The sequence below is a fragment of the Cognatiyoonia sp. genome, assembly GCF_965661665.1.
Taxonomy (GTDB): Bacteria; Pseudomonadota; Alphaproteobacteria; order Rhodobacterales; family Rhodobacteraceae; genus Cognatiyoonia.
This window is the reverse complement of record NZ_CBFIEO010000003.1, coordinates 132,618-151,164: the sequence shown is the minus strand read 5'-3', so window position 1 is coordinate 151,164 and position 18,547 is coordinate 132,618. Positions and strand designations below refer to the sequence as shown.

Genomic DNA, 18,547 nt, shown 5'->3' with positions numbered 1-18,547 from the left:
ATCAGTATCCAGCCTGCCGATCAACTGCGTGCAAGAATGGCTCGCCCGCTTCGCCGCGCAGTATCTGTTGTACGATGACTTTGGCCGCACTGTCAGGCCGCGTGGTGCTTGCAATGTGCGGGGTCACGGTGACATTTGGATGCGCCCAATAGGGATGCTCCGCCGGTAATGGCTCCACATGGAATACATCGAGGGTCGCGTGGCGCACCTTGCCAGAGGCCAGCGCGCTGAGAAGGGCGTCGTCGTTGATCAGTGGCCCGCGTCCAGGGTTGATGACGAATGCACCATCGGCCAATAGGTCCAACGTTTCCGCATTCAGAATATTTCGCGTTTGTGGGGTGTTAGGTAGCAAAAGGATCACCATACTTGCGTCCGTCAGTGCCTCTTTCAACTCATCCTTACCGCTGAGACAGGTGATCCCCTCCACAGTTTTTGGCGACCGGCTCCAACCCGTCACTGGAAATCCAAGCTGTACTAATGCTTGTCCACAGGCGGCCCCCAACGCACCAATGCCAAGAATCGTCACAGGCCGTTGCGCCGCGAAGGGCGGATAGACTGTATCGCGCCACACACCGTCTTGACAATGAATATGATCATCCATGCCAAGGTGGTGGCGCATGGTGTGGCCAACGACCCATTCCACCATGCCGTTTGTGAGCCCCGGATCGACCATGCGCAACAGGGGCTGTGTCAGGGTCTGATTGCTCACCACGGTTTCAACCCCAGCCCAAAGGCTCATGACCGCTTTCGTTTTGGTGTAGGGTGCGAAGTCGGTCACAGGGCCGTTCGGCACGAAGATGATATAGTCGACAGTCGCAGGATCATGATCGCGGGACAGGTTTGCATTGAGACTGGCGGCCTCAAAGGCGCCAGTCAAATGATCCCGATACTCCTCCCAAGCGGTGGGTTTTGCTGAAAACAAGATGTTGAGCATTAGCGTGGCCTATGAACGTGGGCGGATTGCACAAGGCCGAAAGCTGCCAGCAGAACAAGCATTGCTGACCCGCCGTAACTTACCAGCGGCAAGGGCACACCGACGACGGGCGCGAGGCCCGTTACCATTGCCATGTTTAGCGCGAAGAACAAGAAGAAGGTCATCGCCACGCCCAATGTCAGCAAGGACGCAAAACGGTCGCGGTTCGTCAAGGCTGAGGCGATGCAGAAGAGGATGATGAGAAGGTAAAGCACCAGAAGGCCCATTGCGCCCAAAAAGCCAAATTCCTCCGCCAGCGTCGTGAAGATAAAGTCGGTATGCTTTTCAGGAAGGAAGTTTAATCGACTTTGTGTGCCTTGCATGAACCCACGACCGGTCCAGCCGCCAGAGCCAAATGCAATCTTGGCTTGGGTGATGTGATAGCCTGCGCCCAATGGATCGTTCGCAGGGTCAAGGAACGTGTCTATCCGGCGATACTGATAATCCTGGAGGATCTGGTACTCCGTCCCTCGCGTTTGGAAAACAGCGAAAATCGCGGTTGCTCCTGCGGCGATGACCGACGCGAAGTAGAGCCAATGAACGCCCGCAAAAAACATCATTGCACCGCCCCCTGCGACCAACAGGAGCGAAGTGCCAAGGTCAGGCTGGGCAATCACAAAATAGGTGGGCAACAATATGATAAATATGGGAATTATCACGTAAAGTGGGTGAGAAGTTTTCTTGAGCGGTAGCCAATCGTAGTACGCGGCCAGCAGCATCACCATCGTGATTTTGGCCATTTCCGACGGCTGCAAATCCATGAACCCAAGGTCCAGCCAGCGCTGCGATCCGTTTCGCTCAACGCCCACAAACTCAACCGCGACCAGCAAGGCCAAAGACAGCAGATAGGCGACCACCGCCATGTTCCGCCAAAACCAGATTGGCACCATTGCGATAATGATCATCAAGATCAAACCAACCGTAAAACGCTCCATCTGTGGCTCCGTCCACGGCGTGGTGGACCCACCAGCGACCGAATAGAGCATCAGGAAGCCCGCTGAGGCCACTGCAATCAGCAAAAAGACCACGGGCCAATTCAGGAACAGTAGTTTCCGAAAGCCTGCGGGCACGTACTTGGTATTATACTCAAGATAACTCATCAGGTTTGCTCTAACCCTCTGAGCTCGCGGACCCGTTTTTGTTGGGCTGCAGCGGCAGCGCGGGCGGAATTTGGGTAAGCTTCAAGCGGCGGATCGCCACCGTACAGCGTCTGAAGCGTGATGTCGCGACCAATCGGTGCCGCCTTCGCGCCACCGCTGCCGCCATGCTCGACCACCACAGCAACGGCATATCGTGGGTTATTGGCAGGGGCGAAATCCACAAACAGGGCGTGGTCGCGACGTTCCCATGGCAGGTCTTCGTTCTTTGTCACGCCACGGGCGCGTTCCTCTTCCGTGATCCGGCGCACCTGACTGGTGCCGGTTTTCCCCGCCATCTGTAGGCCGTCTGCGACGATCCGGCTGCTGTAGGCCGTCCCACGCTGGTGGTTGGTGACGTCGGTCATGGACGCGCGAATGCGACGCAAGGTGTTTTCGTTGAGCCCCAAGCTTTCGCCAGCGCCATCGGGCGTCTCAATCCCGTCGATGGATTTAATTAGCCTTGGCAAAACAGACCGACCTGTTGCCACACGTGCGGTCATCACAGCCAATTGCAGCGGTGAATTCAGCACATAGCCTTGCCCGATAGAGGCGTTCACCGTGTCGCCAACCCGCCATTCCTCGCTCCGCACCCGTTGTTTCCATGCTTTGTCAGGTGCCAAACCGGTGGCCACGGCGGACAACGGCACGTCATGTGGCACGCCGAGCCCCAATTTGCGCGCCATTTCTGCGATCTTGTCGATGCCGACCTTTTGGCAAATGTCATAATAATAGCAGTCGCAGCTTTGCTTTAGGCTTTCGTGCAGGTTGATATTGCCATGACCTGTGCGTTTCCAGCAATGGAAGCGCGTGCCGAAAATCTCTGTAAATCCGGGGCAATAGACCGTTTCTTCTGGGTCGATTACCCCTTCTTCCATAGCAGCCAAGGCGGTGACCATTTTGAAGGTGGACCCAGGGGGATAGGTGCCTTGAACCGCCTTCGCTGCGAGGGGGCGATACTTATTTTCATTTAGGCCGCGCCAGTCTTCCACTGAAATGCCACGCACGAATTGTTTCGGATCAAACGATGGGGCGGAGGCAATCGCTTTCAGATCGCCGTTCGCCAAATCGATTACAACCGCAGACGCACTTTCGCCATCCAGTCGCGCTTGGACGTAAGACTGTAAGTCCGCGTCGATGGTCAGTTGGATGTCCTTTCCGCTCTCGCCTTCCTCGCGGTCTAACTCCCGCATCACACGGCCAAGGGCGTTGACTTCGATCCGCTTTGTGCCCGCGCTGCCGCGTAACATCGCCTCACGTTTCGCTTCGACACCAGTCTTGCCAACTTGGAACTTTGGGATCTGGAGCAGAGGGTCGTTGTCCTCGGACAAATACCCTTGGGTCAGGTCATAGTCGCTCACTGGGCCGACGTATCCCACCACATGGCTCATGTCCGCGCCGTATGGATAAACGCGGCTGAGGCCGACCTCTGCCGTAATGCCGGGCAGGGCGGGTGCGTTCACGTTGATTTGGGCCACATCATCCCACGACAGTCGGTCGGCAATCGTAACAGGTACGAACGGGGAACGGCGGTTCATCTCTTCAATGGCGCGGTCGATCGTCTCCTGTGGCAGCGGGACAAGTTCTGTAAGCCGGCTGAGGGTTTCTTCCACATCGCCCGCATCCTCGCGAACCATGACGACGCGATAGTTTTGCTCATTCTCCGCAAGCGGTCGCCCCTTGGCGTCGAAAATCAAACCACGCGCTGGCGGCAACAGGCGGATGTTAATGCGGTTCTCTTCAGCCAGTAGGCGAAACTGATCGGCTTGTTCGATCTGCATCGACTTCATCCGCCATCCAAGTGCTGCGGCAAAGGCGATCTGTGCACCCCCCAAGATCAGCCCGCGGCGGCCGATCGTGTTTAGACTATCGATTTGTTCACGACCTGACCGCTTCATAGCCGATGCCCCAAGCTATCGACCGCGCCTTGGGCGGGTCGGCTCACGCGGAATGCGAAATGTGCAACGATGACCACCAGGGGGTAGGCCAACACGGACATAATGAGTTGCAAAAGTGATAGGCCAAGCGGTGGTGCAGGCGTCATGGAGACGATGAGAATAAGCATGTATGCCAACGTTAAAGCGATCATGCCACCTGCCACAGCCATCCATTCAAGGATGACGGATGATTTGCGGAATTGAGCAGACCGTTTGCGGATCACTTCAGTCAAAATCAACACGAGTGCGGCCGAAAGACCCGGCGGCCGTTGGAACAACATGTCGGTGAGAAAAAAGATCAACGCAATGGCCAGCATCGGGGCATAGTCAGGCCGCCGCGCGACCCAGACCAGTGTCACCACGAGCAAAAGATCGGGCCAGGGAAAGACCTGTGGTCTGCTGTCGAGCGGCAGAAGTTGGAAGAAAATAATCAGAAAGCACAAGCCAACGTAAATGCCGCGCCCAATCCAAACCTGAGTTGCGGGCATCTCAACCATCGGCGCCGCTCACGTCCGAGGCTGCGGTTTCCTCAGGTGGCAAAACAGGGTCTGTCGCCAATAATCCACCGGGATCTTCGATGGCGTCATGAGGCTGCGCCCTCAAAACACGCAAGAATTCCAGCCGCCCATAATCTGCTGCGAGACGCACTCGTAAGCGGCGATCTGTGCCAAGCGCCACGCGGCCAATCATCAAATCGCTTGGAAACACACCACCATCGCCGGAAGAGACAACCCTGTCACCCGGTCTCACCAATCCAGGGTCTTCGATGAATTCGAGGGGTGGGTTTAGCGTGTTGTCGCCACCCAAAATGGCCTTTTGCCCACTTGGTTGGATCGTCACCGGGATACGGCTTGAGGTATCGGTGAGCAATATCACGCGACTGGTGTCATCGCTCACGCCGCTGATCCGGCCGACAAGACCAATCCCGTCCATCGTGGGCCAGCCATCAATGATCCCATCGCGTGCGCCCACGTTCAAAAGAACCGACTGCCGGAAAGGGGAGCCGCTATCGGTGACGACAACGCCGGTGATGTAGGTCAGCTGCGGATCAAGACGGACTTTGTTCAAGTCCAGCAGGCGCGCGTTTTCCTGTTCCAACTGCAACGCGGCTTCTTTCCATGCCTTCATCTGCTGCAATTCACGGCGCAGGTTGTCATTCTGCTCTGCCAACTGCTGGTAACTTTGGAAGTCGGAGACAAGGGTGATCATTCCGGTGACAGGGGCCATCGCCCAATCGAAGGACGGCACAACCTCATCAATTACAGCGGCGCGGAACCGTTCAACGCGCGGGCTATCGATCCGCCATACCACGAAAACAGCCAAAAACAGCAACACAAAGAGCGCGACCAGCAGTCTGCGGATCGGGCCGATGAAATCTTCGTTTTTGTTGTCACGTGCCAAGGTCAGATGTCCTCGGTCCTGTTAAATCGGCTATCAGCTTTCGTAGTCTATCACATGACGCAGCTGTTTTTCATACTCAAGCGCCTTGCCAGTGCCTAATGCCACACAATTGAGTGACTCGTCCGCGACGGAGATCGCAAGGCCCGTTTGTTCGCGCAAAGCAAGATCAAGCTGCCCCAGAAGCGCACCGCCCCCAGTGAGCATGACGCCACGGTCAACGATGTCAGCGGCAAGGTCGGGTGGGGTGGCCTCCAAAGCGGTCATTACCGCTTCGCAAATCTGCTGCACCGGTTCTGCCAAGGCTTCGGCCACTTGTGCTTGAGAAATCTCGGTTTCTTTCGGCACACCGTTCAGCAAATCGCGTCCACGGATGTGCATGGAGCTTCCGCGCCCATCATCAGGCATCCGCGCGGTGCCGATAGATGTCTTGATCCGCTCAGCTGTCGATTCCCCGATCAGCAGGTTATGCTGTCGGCGCAGGTAGTTGATGATCGCCTCATCCATGCGGTCGCCACCAACGCGGACGGAGCGGGCGTAAACAATGTCACCCAAGGACAGAACCGCGACCTCGGTCGTACCGCCGCCAATGTCCACGACCATACTGCCGGTTGGGTCCGTGATGGGCATTCCGGCACCAATTGCAGCTGCGATAGGCTCCGCAATCAATCCCGCGCGGCGGGCGCCGGCGGACAGAACCGACTGACGAATGGCGCGTTTCTCTACAGGGGTCGCGCCGTGCGGGACGCAAACGATAATCTTGGGCTTTGAGAAAGTAGAGCGTTTCGCAACTTTGCGGATGAAGTGCTTGATCATCTCTTCCGCTGTGTCGAAGTCGGCAATCACGCCATCCCGCATCGGCCGGATGGCTTCGATACTGCCGGGCGTCCGACCAAGCATCATCTTGGCGTCTTCACCGACCGCCAAGACCTTCTTTTGGCCGTCCTTTACATGGTAGGCGACAACGGACGGTTCCGATAGGATCACCCCGCGGCCTTTTACATAGACGAGCGTGTTCGCCGTGCCCAAATCAATCGCCATGTCAGACGAAAAGAGACTGCCAAAAATTGCCATAAGTTGGGGGTTCCCGTTCCTTAAGCTGAAAAGTTGTCCGCCAACGTAAGTTACGGTTCGGATTCGTTTATATGCGGTGAAAGGCAGTGGCGAAAGGGGTCTTTCCTCAACGTCAGGCGCTATTTTACCGCTTATAAAAACCCTACAGAATTTGGGGACAAAAGCGCGGGTACACCGCGCTTTCATGCATTATTCGAACATTTCTGCCCGCTAGACGCCTGTATCCTTATAACTGACGCCTTTCGTGTCGTAGCCAGGCTCCGATTTTTCGCGCCGCACCAGCAGGCGGTTGAGCGCGTTGATGTAGGCTTTGGCGCTCGCCACGACGGTATCCGTGTCCGCTGATTGACCCGTGGCGATCCGGCCTTCTTCTTCCATGCGGACGGAAACCGTGGCTTGCGCGTCAGTGCCTTCGGTCACAGCGTGCACTTGATAAAGCTGCAAGCGTGCTGTGTGATCGATCAGCGTTTTGATTGCCTTGAAGGTGGCATCGACGGGGCCATCGCCCTCCATTGTTATGCTCGCTTCTTTACCGTCAATCAGCATCACCATGTCTGCGGTCTGGGGCCCTTCGGTGCCGCACATGACCTTGAGCGATTTCAGCTTCAGGCGATCTTCGGCATCTTCGTTGGTCCGCATCAAAGCAATCAGGTCGTCATCGTAGACTTCCTTTTTGCGGTCCGCCAAATCCTTGAACCGGACAAAGACGTCCTTCAACTGATTGTCGGCCAGATCGTATCCCAAGGCTTTCAGCTTTGAGCGCAGCGCGGCGCGGCCGGAGTGTTTGCCCAAGGGCAGGGAGGTGCCGGACAGGCCCACGTCTTGCGGGCGCATGATCTCGAACGTCTCAGCGTTCTTCAGCATGCCGTCTTGGTGGATGCCGCTCTCATGCGCGAAAGCGTTCTTGCCGACGATGGCTTTGTTGAATTGTACAGGGAAGCCCGAAACCATCGCCACGCGGCGGGAGATGTTCATGATCTTCGTCGTATTAATGCCCGTATGGTACGGCATTATGTCGTGGCGCACTTTCAAGGCCATCACGACCTCTTCCAGCGCGGTGTTGCCGGCGCGTTCGCCCAACCCGTTGATGGTGCATTCGATTTGACGCGCGCCGCCTTCAACTGCCGCTAAAGAGTTGGCCGTGGCCATCCCAAGGTCATTGTGACAATGGGTGGCGAAAATCACCTCATCCGCGCCTGGCACTTTATTGATGAGCATTCGGATAAGGTCGGCAGATTCAATCGGGGCGGTGTAGCCCACCGTATCAGGGATGTTGATGGTCGTGGCCCCAGCTTTGATCGCAATCTCAACAACGCGGCAGAGGTAATCCTCCTCCGTCCGTGTCGCATCCATTGGTGACCACTGTACGTTTTCGCACAGGTTGCGGGCATGGGTCACGGTGTCATGGATCCGCTCCGCCATCTGATCCATATCGAGGTTTGGGATCGCACGGTGCAGCGGCGAGGTTCCGATAAACGTATGAATACGTGGGGATTTTGCGTGTTTCACAGCCTCCCAACAGCGGTCGATGTCTTTGTAGTTGGCGCGCGCCAACCCGCAAATCGTCGCGTTCTCTGCGTTCTTTGCAATCTCTGTGACAGCGGCAAAGTCGCCTTCGGACGCGATTGGAAAACCGGCTTCGATAATATCGACGCCCATTTCATCGAGCATCTGGGCGATTTCCAGTTTTTCCTCATGCGTCATCGTCGCGCCGGGCGACTGTTCGCCGTCGCGCAGCGTCGTGTCAAAAATCAGTACTTGGTCGGTCATCTTCTGGTGTCCTTAGCGTTTGTGATCTTTGGCGCTGGTCCCCTCTGAGCGGTCGCGCCAAAAGGCACGCTCAGAGGCTGCTAAGGAGAAGCTCTGCTAGGGCAAGCGGCGATGCCGTGCGGATATGCACCTGTGCTGTCATGCGCGAGACTATAGCGGGCAAATTTCAGGTTAAAAGCGGTTTTTTGGGCGATCTTTCTAGAGTGCCGCGAAAATGTTGCCCGTGATTGGTCTGGCCAAGGCGTCGTTGCCCGCTATCTCACGACGCATGGAAAGAGCTTTGATCATCGGCGCATCCGGCGGGATTGGCGCAGCTTTGGCGGCCGAGGTGCGGTCCCGCGGTGCGGAGTGTGTCACGCTGTCCCGATCTGGGGACGGTTTGGATGTGACCAATGTGAACAGTGTCCAAACGGCGGTTGATGATCTCAAAGGGCCATTTGATGTCGTTTTCATCGCGACGGGCGTGCTAAATACCGCTGACGGAGCGCCAGAAAAGTCATTGAGCGCCATCACCGCCGACCAAATGGCCGATGTTTTCGCGGTCAATGCCATCGGTCCCGCGCTCATTCTTTCAAAGCTTGGCCCAAAGTTGGCAAATACCCCGCGCGTTGGCGTCTTATCCGCCCGCGTCGGATCAATCGGCGACAACAGGATCGGCGGCTGGCACAGTTACCGTGCGTCGAAATCCGCACTCAATCAGATTGTTCGCGGCGCGTCGATCGAGTTTGCGCGCACGCACAAAGGATCGGTCTGCGTCTCACTCCATCCCGGAACCGTTGAAACACCGTTCACCGTACGCTACGCGGGGCATTACAAAACCGCGCCCGCGCCGGAAGCCGCCAAAAACCTTTTCGATGTGCTGCTTGGTCTTTCGCCGGACCAAAGCGGTGGTTTCTTCGACTACTCAGGAGCGGAAATCCCATGGTGAAGCTTGTTTTGGTGCTGGGAGACCAACTCTCCCCGAACCTTTCCGCACTGTGTGAGGCAGATCCATCGTCGGATGTTGTGGTCATGGCCGAAGCGCTGGGCGAGGCGGAGTATGTCCCACACCACCCCAAGAAGATCGCCCTCATCTTTGCCGCGATGCGCAAGTTTGCGGACCGTTTGCGCGGTGAGGGGTGGACCGTTCGGTACTATCTCCTCGACGACGAAAAGGCACCCAAGACCATTTCTGAGGCGTTGCTTAGAACTGCAGAGGAAGTTGGGACGTCAGAGGTGATCTGCACCCAAGCCGGCGAATGGCGCGTGACTGACGATCTGGCAAACCTACCGCTGACCGTCACAACCCTGCCGGACGATCGATTTATCGCGACGGATCAAGAATTTCAGTCTTGGGCTGAGGGGCGCAAACAGCTGCGGATGGAGTATTTCTACCGCGATATGCGCCGCAAAACTGATCTGATGATGGATGGCGACCAGCCAGCCGGTGGACAATGGAACTTTGACCACGACAACCGCAAAGCCCCGCCGAAAGAGATCACATTTGAAGGGCCCTTGCGGTTTGAAGTCGATGGGACTGTTGAGGATGTCTTGAATCTTGTCGAAGACAGGTTTGGCGACAATTTCGGCGATCTGCGCCCGTTCTGGTTTGCGACTGATGCTGAGCAAGCCAATGAGCACCTGACCCATTGGATCAAATATGGTCTGCCCCAGTTCGGAGATTTCCAAGATGCGATGGTTCTTGGGCAGCCGCACCTCTATCACGCGCATATCGGGCTCTACATCAACATCGGCCTTCTTGATCCGCTAGAAGTCTGCCAAGCCGTTGAAGAGGCGTGGAAAAACGGTGGCGCGCCAATCAACGCAGCCGAAGGGTTTATCCGTCAAATCATCGGCTGGCGTGAGTACGTACGCGGGATTTATTTACTCGAAGGCCGCGACTACGTGAACCGAAACGGGCTGGGCCATTCGCGTGATTTGCCCGGCATGTTCTGGGGCAAGAAGACGTGGATGGCTTGCATAGAGGATGCGGTCGGCCAGACGGAGCGGGAGGCCTACGCCCACCACATCCAACGGCTGATGGTAACGGGCAATTTCGCGCTATTGGCTGGGATTGATCCTTACCAAGTTCACGAATGGTATCTGGCTGTCTACGCCGATGCGTTCGAATGGGTCGAAGCGCCAAATGTGATTGGTATGAGCCAGTTTGCCGACGGCGGCGTTGTTGCGTCAAAGCCTTATGTTAGTAGCGGCAATTATATCGACAAGATGTCGAACTACTGCAAATCTTGCTCTTACAAGGTGAAGGTCAAAACCGGACCGGATGCCTGTCCGTTTAATGTGCTCTATTGGCAGTTTCTGCTCCGGCACGAAGACAAGTTCCGCGGCAATCCGCGGATGGCGCAAATGTACCGCGTCTGGGACATGATGAATGAAGAGCGCCGCAAGACGGTTTTGAGCGATGCGGAAACGTGGCTTGCGCGGATGGATGCGGGCGAAACCGTCTGATTATTGCGTGTTTTCGGTTTCGGTCGCTTCGGGGCCTGCTTCTGGCTCGGTTCCCGGTTTCGGCGTTGTCGTTCCGCCGGGTAGTAGGGCGCCATCTGCCCAATCACCTGTTGCTTGCTCACCCGTTGCATACCGCATCGTACCAGGCCCTTGGCGCCGCCCGCGGACGAAGCGGCCCTCGTAGACATCACCATTTGCGTAGGTCGCAACACCGACGCCGCTGATCTCGCCTTCCAACCAGTCGCCAGTGTAGGTGAACCCATCGGGCAGGGTGATCGTGCCAGTGCCGTGACGCTGGCCCTTGGCAAACCCGCCTTCGTAGACCGTGCCATCAGCGTAGGTCGCCATGCCTTTGCCGTCGCGCTGACCTTCTGCCCAATCGCCGGAGTAGGTGTATCCATCGGCGTAGGTCATGGTCCCTTTGCCGTGGTTTTTGGCGTTCAGAAATTCACCCTCATAGACCAACTCATTGGAATAAATGGCTTTCCCAGCGCCATTGATCACACCATTCTGCCAGCTTCCTTCATAGCTGGAGCCGTCTGGGTAAGTGATTTTGCCGTCACCATCTGCGAGATCAGCCTTGAATGATCCCACATAGACTGAGCCGTCGGGGTAGGTCACTTCACCTTGGCCTTCGATCTGGCCATTGACCCAAGCCCCTGCGTAAAGATACCCGTCTGAGCCTTGGAACGTGCCCTGACCGTGCCGTTTGTCGTCTGCAAAGCCGCCGGTGTAGATGTCACCATTCGCGTAGGTCACTGTGCCATTGCCTTGACGACGACCGGATACCAGAGTCCCTTCGTATAAGTCGCCATTGGGCTGTGTCAGCTTTCCGCGTCCTTGGATTTGGCCGTTTACCCAATCACCGGTGTAGATCAGCCCATCAGCCATTTTTATGGTGCCGACGCCATCCCGCTCGCCATTCTCAAGCATGCCTTCATAGATGGAGCCATCGGGGTAGGTGATCCGGCCTTCACCTTCTTTCACGCCGTTGATCCACGGGCCCTCGTAAACATATCCCGTCGGGCTTTTGAGCGTCCCAGTGCCGTGATGCATCGCATTGCGGAATTCGCCGTCATATGTGACGCCGTTGGCGTAACTGGCAATACCGCGGCCAGTGATATTTCCGCGGTCCCAGTCGCCTTCGAATGTGCCACCGTCGGCAAAGGTGATCTTGCCTGTGCCATTCGGTTTGCCGGATGCAAAGGCGCCTTCGTAGATGGAGCCGTTGGGAAAGCGTGCAACACCTTCGCCGCTAATCTCGCCCGCGTACCATTCGCCAGTATATTCATATCCGTTGGGGAGGCGGTACGTACCTTGGCCGTGCTGCTTGCCGTTCAAGAATGTTCCTTCATAGACGCCGCCATCGTCATATTGTTTGATTTCAATGGTTTGAGCGCCTGCAACACCAGCAGAAAGCATCAATGCAATGGCCAAACGACTCGTCGCTTTCGAACGCACTATGAGACTCCCGAACTATTCTCAAGAACGAAGGTTAATCCAGCAATCTCGCTCTGACAACGGCTAGCACAGTCGCAATCGACTTTCCCTTGGCCGTCAGTCTGCTAAATCAGACACAAGCCTGTGAGGAAGAGCAGATCATGGACACATTTCGGCTGACAATGGCCCAATTGAACCCCACCGTTGGGGATTTTGCGGGCAATTGCGCGAAAGCGTTGAAAGCGTGGGAAGAAGGGAAGGCTGCCGGGTCCGATCTCGTCGCCTTGCCAGAGATGTTCTTGACGGGATACCAAGCGCAGGATCTGGTTCAGAAGCCAGCCTTTGTGGCTGATGCGTTGGTGCATTTGCAAGAACTTGCTAAAGCAATCTTAAATGGCCCCATGCTGACCATTGGTGCGCCGTTTCAGAACGGTGAGAAGTTGCACAATTCATACTTTGTCCTGAAAAACGGCGAAATTGTCAGTCGGATGGACAAGCATTTCTTGCCGAATTTCAACGTGTTCGACGAAGTGCGGCTGTTCAATCGCGGCGACATCTCAGGGCCCTATGCTGTTGGGAACAATGGTCCACGTATTGGTTCGCCGATTTGCGAGGATGCTTGGTACCCAGACGTGTGCGAGGCGATGGTTGAGGCTGGGGCTGAGTTATTGTTGGTGCCCAATGGCTCCCCTTATTTCCGCAACAAATTCCCGATCCGTTTGATGAACATGGTCGGCCGCGTGGTCGAGAATGATGTGCCGTTGGTCTATCTCAACATGGTGGGCGGTCAGGACGATCAGATTTTCGATGGTGGCTCGTTTGTCTTGAACCGATCAGGCAAACTTGCTGTGCAACTGCCGGTTTTTGACGAAGCAGTGGTCCATGTGGATTTCCACCGTGGCGATGATGGCTGGACGGCAAAAGAAGCGGTTCGTGGTTTGTTGCCGTCCGACCTGGAACAAGACTACCGCGCCATGGTCGAGTCGCTGCGCGATTACATGCGTAAAACAGGCTTTCAAAAGGTCTTGCTGGGGCTGTCTGGCGGGATCGACAGCGCGATCGTGGCGACAATCGCGGCAGACGCCTTGGGGCCGGGGAACGTGCGCTGCGTGATGCTGCCATCTGAGTACACATCGCAAGCCTCCCTCGACGACGCGCAGTCGGTGGTCGATGAGCTGGGTTGCCGGTTAGACACGGTTTCCATCGCAGGACCGCGCGCAGCGGTCACGGCAGCGCTTGCGCCGCTGTTTGAAGGCTTGGAAGAAGGACTGACCGAGGAAAACATCCAATCGCGCCTGCGTGGGCTGTTGCTGATGGCGCAATCCAACAAGTTCGGCGAAATGTTGCTGACAACTGGCAACAAATCCGAAGTCGCGGTGGGATATGCGACGATTTATGGCGATATGTCAGGCGGATATAACCCGATCAAAGACCTTTACAAAACGCGGGTTTTTGACATCTGCCGGTGGCGGAATGACAACCATCGTCCTTGGATGTTGGCCCCCGCGGGGGAAGTCATTCCAGTGTCGATTATTGATAAGCCACCGACGGCAGAATTGCGACATGATCAAAAAGATGAGGATTCATTGCCGCCATATGATGTGCTCGATGGGATCTTAGAGATGCTTGTCGATCAGGAGAAATCAGTGGCCGAATGTGTCGAGGCTGGGTTTGACCGTGAGACGGTGAGGCGGGTCGAGCACCTGCTTTACAGCAGCGAATACAAGCGCTTCCAATCGGCACCGGGAACACGGTTGTCGGATCGTGCGTTCTGGCTGGATCGCAGATATCCGATCGTCAATCGGTGGTGCGACGACAGCTGACGCTCGCTCTGACGCGCATCGCCCCACCCGCCGTCCCGTTTGGCCGGTTTTTGGTTTTGTGATATTATGATAGGATGAGACAGAACAAAACCCAACCGACCGACAGCGACGTCGATGCGTTTCTTGCGCAGGTGCAGGCGGACCGACGTCGCGAAGATGGGTATCGTGTAAATCAGCTCTTCAAAGACGTCACAGGTAGGGAGCCGCAGATGTGGGGGCCCACGAGGATCGGCTTTGGGTCATATCATTATCGCTATGAAAGCGGGCGCGAAGGCAACGCTTTGGCCACTGGCTTCAGTCCGCGCAAGGCGAACCAGGTGCTTCATATCATGCCGGGCTATCAAGACTTTGGAGAGATCCTTTATCGCCTTGGAAAGCACAAGTTGGGCAAGGCCTGTCTTTATATCAACAAGTTGGATGACGTTGATCTTGACGTTGTGGCAGAGATTATTCGCGCTGGGCTCGATGATTTGGGCATGCACTTAGACATCACACCGAGCTAGAACGGTCTGTTGGCCTCCTTTCTGGACAAATCAATCGATGCATGGTCAATGGCGGTCCATAGGAGACTGCCATGACTACGACTCGTTTTGCCCCATCCCCAACTGGCTGGTTACACATCGGCAACCTGCGCGCTGCGCTGTTCAATTATGCGATTGCGCGAAAGGCTGGTGGCGAGTTCATCCTGCGTATCGACGACACAGACCCAGAGCGGTCGAAAGAAGAGTTTGTCGACGGCATCAAGGAGGATCTGACCTGGCTTGGACTGACGTGGGACCGCGTTGAGCGGCAGTCAGAGCGGCTTGATCGCTATGCAGCGGCAAAGCATCAGTTGATCGAGGCTGGCCGCCTTTATGAGTGTTTTGAGACACCGACGGAGCTTGATCTGAAGCGCAAAAAGCAACTCAATATGGGCAAACCGCCGGTCTATGACCGAGCAGCTTTAGCCTTGTCTGAGGAAGAAAAAGACGCTTACCGCGCTGAGGGTCGCAATGGGCATTGGCGTTTCAAGCTCGATCAGTCCCGTATTGAATGGACCGATGGCATCCTTGGTGACATCAGCATTGACGCGGCATCCGTCTCTGATCCGGTGTTGATCCGTGGCGATGGGCAAGTGCTCTACACACAGGCCTCCGTTGTGGATGACACGGAGATGGGGATCACGGATGTCGTGCGTGGCTCCGACCACGTGACAAACACGGCGACGCAAATCCAGATGATCGAGGCGATTGGCGGAACTGTTCCACGGTTTGCGCATCATTCCTTGCTGACAGGGCCACAGGGGGAGGCGCTGTCGAAGCGTTTGGGCACCTTGGCGCTGCGCGATCTGCGCAAGTCGGGCGTTGCGGCTGAGGCGGTTCTGTCCTTGATGGCGCGGTTGGGATCGTCTGATCCGGTGGAGCTTCGCGCGAACGTGCAAGAAGTGGTTGAGGGATTTGATCTGTCGAAATTTGGCTCCGCCCCAACGAAGTTCGACGCTGATGACCTTGGCCCGCTGACGGCACGCCATTTGGCGAACTTGTCACATGAGGATGTGGCGGCGGAACTTGCAACGGCTGAGGTGCCGAGCGAGCTACAACCAGCGTTCTGGGCCGTCGTCAAAGACAACATCAACACTTTGGCGGATCTGCCAGAGTGGTGGGCGGTGTTCCGTGATGGAGCGACCCCGTTAGTGGAGGACGAAGACAAGGATTTTGTGGCGGAGGCCTTTGCCATGCTTGGTGATCCCCCCTACGATCAGAACACATGGTCAGACTGGACCAGTGCTGTGAAAGAGGCGACAGGCCGCAAAGGCAAAGGGCTTTTCATGCCGCTGCGCAAGGCTGTGACGGGGCGGGCACAAGGGCCGGAGATGGCCGATGTTATGCCGCTTTTACAAGTGAAACCATAAGGATAGAGATAGATCAGAACAGGCGAAATTCTAAGAAGGCAGCTTGTTCAAACATATCTCTGTCATGTCGCTGACGGCATCGCTTGGGTTGATGGCGGTGTTTTTGGTTGACTTTGTCGATATGATCTTCGTCTCCGTGTTGGGGGCGTTCGTCGCTGGTGCGCCGGGCATGCTGATTGGGCAGGCGGCATCCTCTTTGCGAGGATTGCCTATATCCTAGCCGTACGTTTCATGGATGATGGGCACAAACCCGATCAAGAGGCGTTCGTGCGGGGAGGGCGGCTGCACCGCTTATTCCATCACCGCCGATAGTTGGGTGAGATGTTTGTCGACGAGGGTGCGTTCTGCCCCCGTTAACGTTTGATGCCTAGAATACACCGGAGAAACGCGATCGTTGAGAATGGGCCTGTCCCACCCACTGGTTGACGCAAAAAACCGTTCGACACCTGCGACGCCGAAGTGGTCATGGAAGCCTTGGACGACGACATCGAGATAGCTGAGCAAGATCGGTTTATTGAGATGCGTGGTTGAGTTTTTTTCGGGGCGCCCTTGGTAGATGGCAACTGAGGCTGTTCCCCGGAACTGATCTGAAACATCGACGCGGTCATAGGCCGCTTCGCGTGCGTCCAACGCCCCCCAATCGCCCTTTGGAACGGCGGCAATCATCCCGTCGATTTGTCCGCCTTCGTCCCGCTCAACCGACAGAAAGGAAGTCTCACGGTCACCTGCCGGCTTCCAAACTCGCCTCCAACCGTTAAGCGTTGTAGGAACAGGGTTGGCATAAGTATGGGTCCGCAGATTGACGAGGCTGCCGTAGCCAAAGAACTTAGGATCGCTCATTCGCGGGTTCTGAGAACTTGCGCTGGCCGTGCGGCGAGTGGGCGAATGGCAAAGGCCAATCCTGCGAGGAGAGAGACGATGATCCCACCTGCGATGATCGCCAATGCATTGCCCCAGATCACGGCGTATTCGTTTTCCATCACGAAGGTTTGTATCGCCCATGCCCCGGTCACGCCCGCGATCAACGCAACGGCCCCTGCCGCAAGTCCAAGGATGATCGAGCGGAGCGCAAAGCTCCCAATAATCCGGCCGCGTTGCGCACCCAGCGTCTTGAGAACGGCTGCTTCAAAGGTCCGCGCCCGCTCACCTGCTGCCGTGGCACCAATGAGCACGAGGAAGCCTGTCAGCAACGTTGCCAGCGCCCCATAGCGCGTTGCCGCGGCGATGCCTTCGACAAGGCTGCTGACCTGCGCCACCGCATCGCGGATGCGAATGGCGGTGATGTTGGGATATGCGGTCGCCAGATCGCGCAGGATCTGGGCTTCCGCCTCTTCTTCGGCGTAAACGGTGCTGATCCAACTATGCGGCGCACCGGCAAGTGCTGCTTCATTCAGCGACAGAACGAAGCCAATCCCGGCGTCGCCCCATGTGACCTCTCTGAAGCTTGCAATCGTTCCTGTGATATCGCGCCCGAGGATGTTGATAGTCATCTCATCGCCAAGCTCAAGCCCCATCTCAATTGCTTCTTCGGCGGAAAAGCTGATCAGTGGCGGGCCGGAATAATCCTCCGGCCACCACTCACCGGCGGTCAGAGTGGTGTTCTCTGGCATCGCGGCGTCATAGGTCACGCCGCGATCGCTCTGAACCACCCAATGGTCGTTTGTCGCCTCATCCGCTGGTGCGCCGTTAATGCGTGTGATGATGCCGCGCAGCATGGGCGCGGCATCGACGCGGCTGACTTGGGGATCGTCCTTTAACCGCTCTTTGAAGCCATCGATTTGGTCGGGCTGGATGTCCACGAAGAAGTAGCTTGGCGCAACATCCGGCAACTCATCGGAAAAGGCCGCCCGCAGGTTGCCATCGATTTGACCGACGGCTGCTAGGACGGACAGGCCGAGGCCGACGGACAGCACGACAGACGTCGCCTCCCCTCCGCGTGACCCAATCGCGCCCAATGCCAGACGCAAGGCGGGACGCCCGCGTGCGGCCTTTCTTGAGCGGTGGGCGATGAACCGGATCAAGACCGCCGCCAGCACCAAAATTACCAATGCCCCGAAGATGCCCCCAGCGGTCCAAAGCGTCAGAAACGCGGTTTCGGAAAACCACACCGCTGCGCCGAGAAGGTCAGCGACGAGGAAGATTGTGGCGATAAGGTACGGCCAACGTGGAAGCCGTGCCCCCCTCGCAAAGGCATCCCGAAACAGCGTCGCTGCCTTGATGTCATCGGTGCGCGCAAGGGGCCAAAGGGTAAAGATCAACGCCACAAGCAGGCCGTATATGGCCGCTTCCAAAAGAGGTGCAGGGTAGATTTGGAACGCGGCCGGAAGCGGCAGTTGCGCTTCAATGAGGGGCGCGAGCAAAACGGGGATGGCCGCACCAAGGATAAGCCCCAACGCCACGCCGCAGAGCGTCAGCACACCGATTTGCAGAAAATAGATCAGAAAGATCGTGCGACGGGTGGCGCCGAGCGTTTTAAGCGTTGCGATCACACCCGTTTTGCCAGCGAGGTAGGACCGAACCGCAGCACTGACACCTACACCGCCAACGGCCAATCCAGACAGTCCAACAAGCACAAGAAAGGCACCCAGCCGGTCGATAAAAGTCGCCGTGCCACCCGCCCCTTCACGCGCATCCCGCCAGCGCATGCCGGGGCTCAC

The 18,547-nt window shown here is 56.8% G+C and carries 16 protein-coding genes; 6 read left to right on the top strand and 10 right to left on the bottom strand.

The annotated features are described in order from the left end of the window. Position 1: 1 nt before the first annotated feature. From ACTF5F_RS03255 to ACTF5F_RS03225, 7 genes are all read right to left on the bottom strand, one after another. Positions 2-934 carry a 2-hydroxyacid dehydrogenase gene (locus tag ACTF5F_RS03255; RefSeq protein WP_438955440.1) on the bottom strand — a complete coding sequence of 311 codons (933 nt, stop codon included), beginning with the start codon at positions 932-934 and terminating at the stop codon, positions 2-4. Then, complete coding sequence (rodA, locus tag ACTF5F_RS03250; protein WP_438955439.1) at positions 934-2,073, bottom strand: rod shape-determining protein RodA; 1,140 nt, start codon at positions 2,071-2,073, stop codon at positions 934-936. The genes ACTF5F_RS03255 and rodA overlap by 1 nt, the downstream gene beginning before the upstream one ends. After that, positions 2,073-4,007, bottom strand: coding sequence for a penicillin-binding protein 2 (gene mrdA, locus ACTF5F_RS03245; RefSeq protein ID WP_438955438.1), 1,935 nt, complete (start codon positions 4,005-4,007; stop codon positions 2,073-2,075). Before mrdA ends, rodA begins: the two co-directional genes overlap by 1 nt. Next, positions 4,004-4,543 (bottom strand): rod shape-determining protein MreD, encoded by a 540-nt coding sequence (locus ACTF5F_RS03240; RefSeq protein ID WP_438955437.1) that lies wholly within the window; start codon positions 4,541-4,543, stop codon positions 4,004-4,006. The genes mrdA and ACTF5F_RS03240 overlap by 4 nt, the downstream gene beginning before the upstream one ends. Next, positions 4,536-5,447: a rod shape-determining protein MreC gene (mreC, locus tag ACTF5F_RS03235; protein ID WP_438955436.1), complete on the bottom strand. Its 912-nt coding sequence runs from the start codon at positions 5,445-5,447 to the stop codon at positions 4,536-4,538. Before mreC ends, ACTF5F_RS03240 begins: the two co-directional genes overlap by 8 nt. A gap of 33 nt (positions 5,448-5,480) precedes the next feature. Next, entirely contained in the window at positions 5,481-6,518 is a 1,038-nt protein-coding gene (locus ACTF5F_RS03230) for a rod shape-determining protein (protein WP_438955435.1), read from the bottom strand. Positions 6,519-6,728: 210 nt separating this feature from the next. Further along, positions 6,729-8,288, bottom strand: a complete 1,560-nt coding sequence (locus ACTF5F_RS03225; RefSeq protein WP_438955434.1) for a 2-isopropylmalate synthase — start codon at positions 8,286-8,288, stop codon at positions 6,729-6,731. A 268-nt stretch (positions 8,289-8,556) separates the two neighbouring features. Between ACTF5F_RS03225 and ACTF5F_RS03220 the strand changes: the two genes are divergently transcribed. Together ACTF5F_RS03220 and ACTF5F_RS03215 are read left to right on the top strand one after the other, a co-directional pair. After that, complete coding sequence (locus ACTF5F_RS03220; protein ID WP_438955463.1) at positions 8,557-9,216, top strand: SDR family NAD(P)-dependent oxidoreductase; 660 nt, start codon at positions 8,557-8,559, stop codon at positions 9,214-9,216. Further along, on the top strand, positions 9,210-10,736 hold the full coding sequence (locus tag ACTF5F_RS03215; protein ID WP_438955433.1) for a cryptochrome/photolyase family protein: 1,527 nt from the start codon (positions 9,210-9,212) through the stop codon (positions 10,734-10,736). The genes ACTF5F_RS03220 and ACTF5F_RS03215 overlap by 7 nt, the downstream gene beginning before the upstream one ends. Here ACTF5F_RS03215 and ACTF5F_RS03210 read toward each other — a convergent pair whose 3' ends face one another. Next, positions 10,737-12,158 carry an MORN repeat-containing protein gene (locus ACTF5F_RS03210; RefSeq protein WP_438955462.1) on the bottom strand — a complete coding sequence of 474 codons (1,422 nt, stop codon included), beginning with the start codon at positions 12,156-12,158 and terminating at the stop codon, positions 10,737-10,739. Between the two features lie 176 nt (positions 12,159-12,334). Between ACTF5F_RS03210 and ACTF5F_RS03205 the strand changes: the two genes are divergently transcribed. From ACTF5F_RS03205 to ACTF5F_RS03190, 4 genes are all read left to right on the top strand, one after another. After that, on the top strand, positions 12,335-13,999 hold the full coding sequence (locus ACTF5F_RS03205; protein WP_438955461.1) for an NAD+ synthase: 1,665 nt from the start codon (positions 12,335-12,337) through the stop codon (positions 13,997-13,999). Positions 14,000-14,073: 74 nt separating this feature from the next. After that, on the top strand, positions 14,074-14,502 hold the full coding sequence (locus ACTF5F_RS03200) for a DUF1801 domain-containing protein (RefSeq protein ID WP_438955432.1): 429 nt from the start codon (positions 14,074-14,076) through the stop codon (positions 14,500-14,502). 71 nt (positions 14,503-14,573) lie between these two features. Beyond that, the gene (gene gltX / locus ACTF5F_RS03195) at positions 14,574-15,890 is read left to right on the top strand and encodes a glutamate--tRNA ligase (protein ID WP_438955431.1); all 1,317 of its coding nucleotides are present in this window, start codon (positions 14,574-14,576) and stop codon (positions 15,888-15,890) included. Positions 15,891-15,933: 43 nt separating this feature from the next. Continuing rightward, on the top strand, positions 15,934-16,110 hold the full coding sequence (locus ACTF5F_RS03190; protein ID WP_438955464.1) for a hypothetical protein: 177 nt from the start codon (positions 15,934-15,936) through the stop codon (positions 16,108-16,110). 71 nt (positions 16,111-16,181) lie between these two features. Here the strand turns inward: ACTF5F_RS03190 and ACTF5F_RS03185 are convergent, their stop codons facing one another. Both ACTF5F_RS03185 and ACTF5F_RS03180 read right to left on the bottom strand, forming a co-directional pair. Next, entirely contained in the window at positions 16,182-16,730 is a 549-nt protein-coding gene (locus ACTF5F_RS03185; RefSeq protein ID WP_438955430.1) for a gamma-glutamylcyclotransferase family protein, read from the bottom strand. Next, positions 16,727-18,547, bottom strand: a 1,821-nt coding sequence (locus tag ACTF5F_RS03180; protein WP_438955429.1) for an ABC transporter permease, incomplete at its 5' end; no start/stop codon positions are given. The genes ACTF5F_RS03180 and ACTF5F_RS03185, both read right to left, overlap by 4 nt.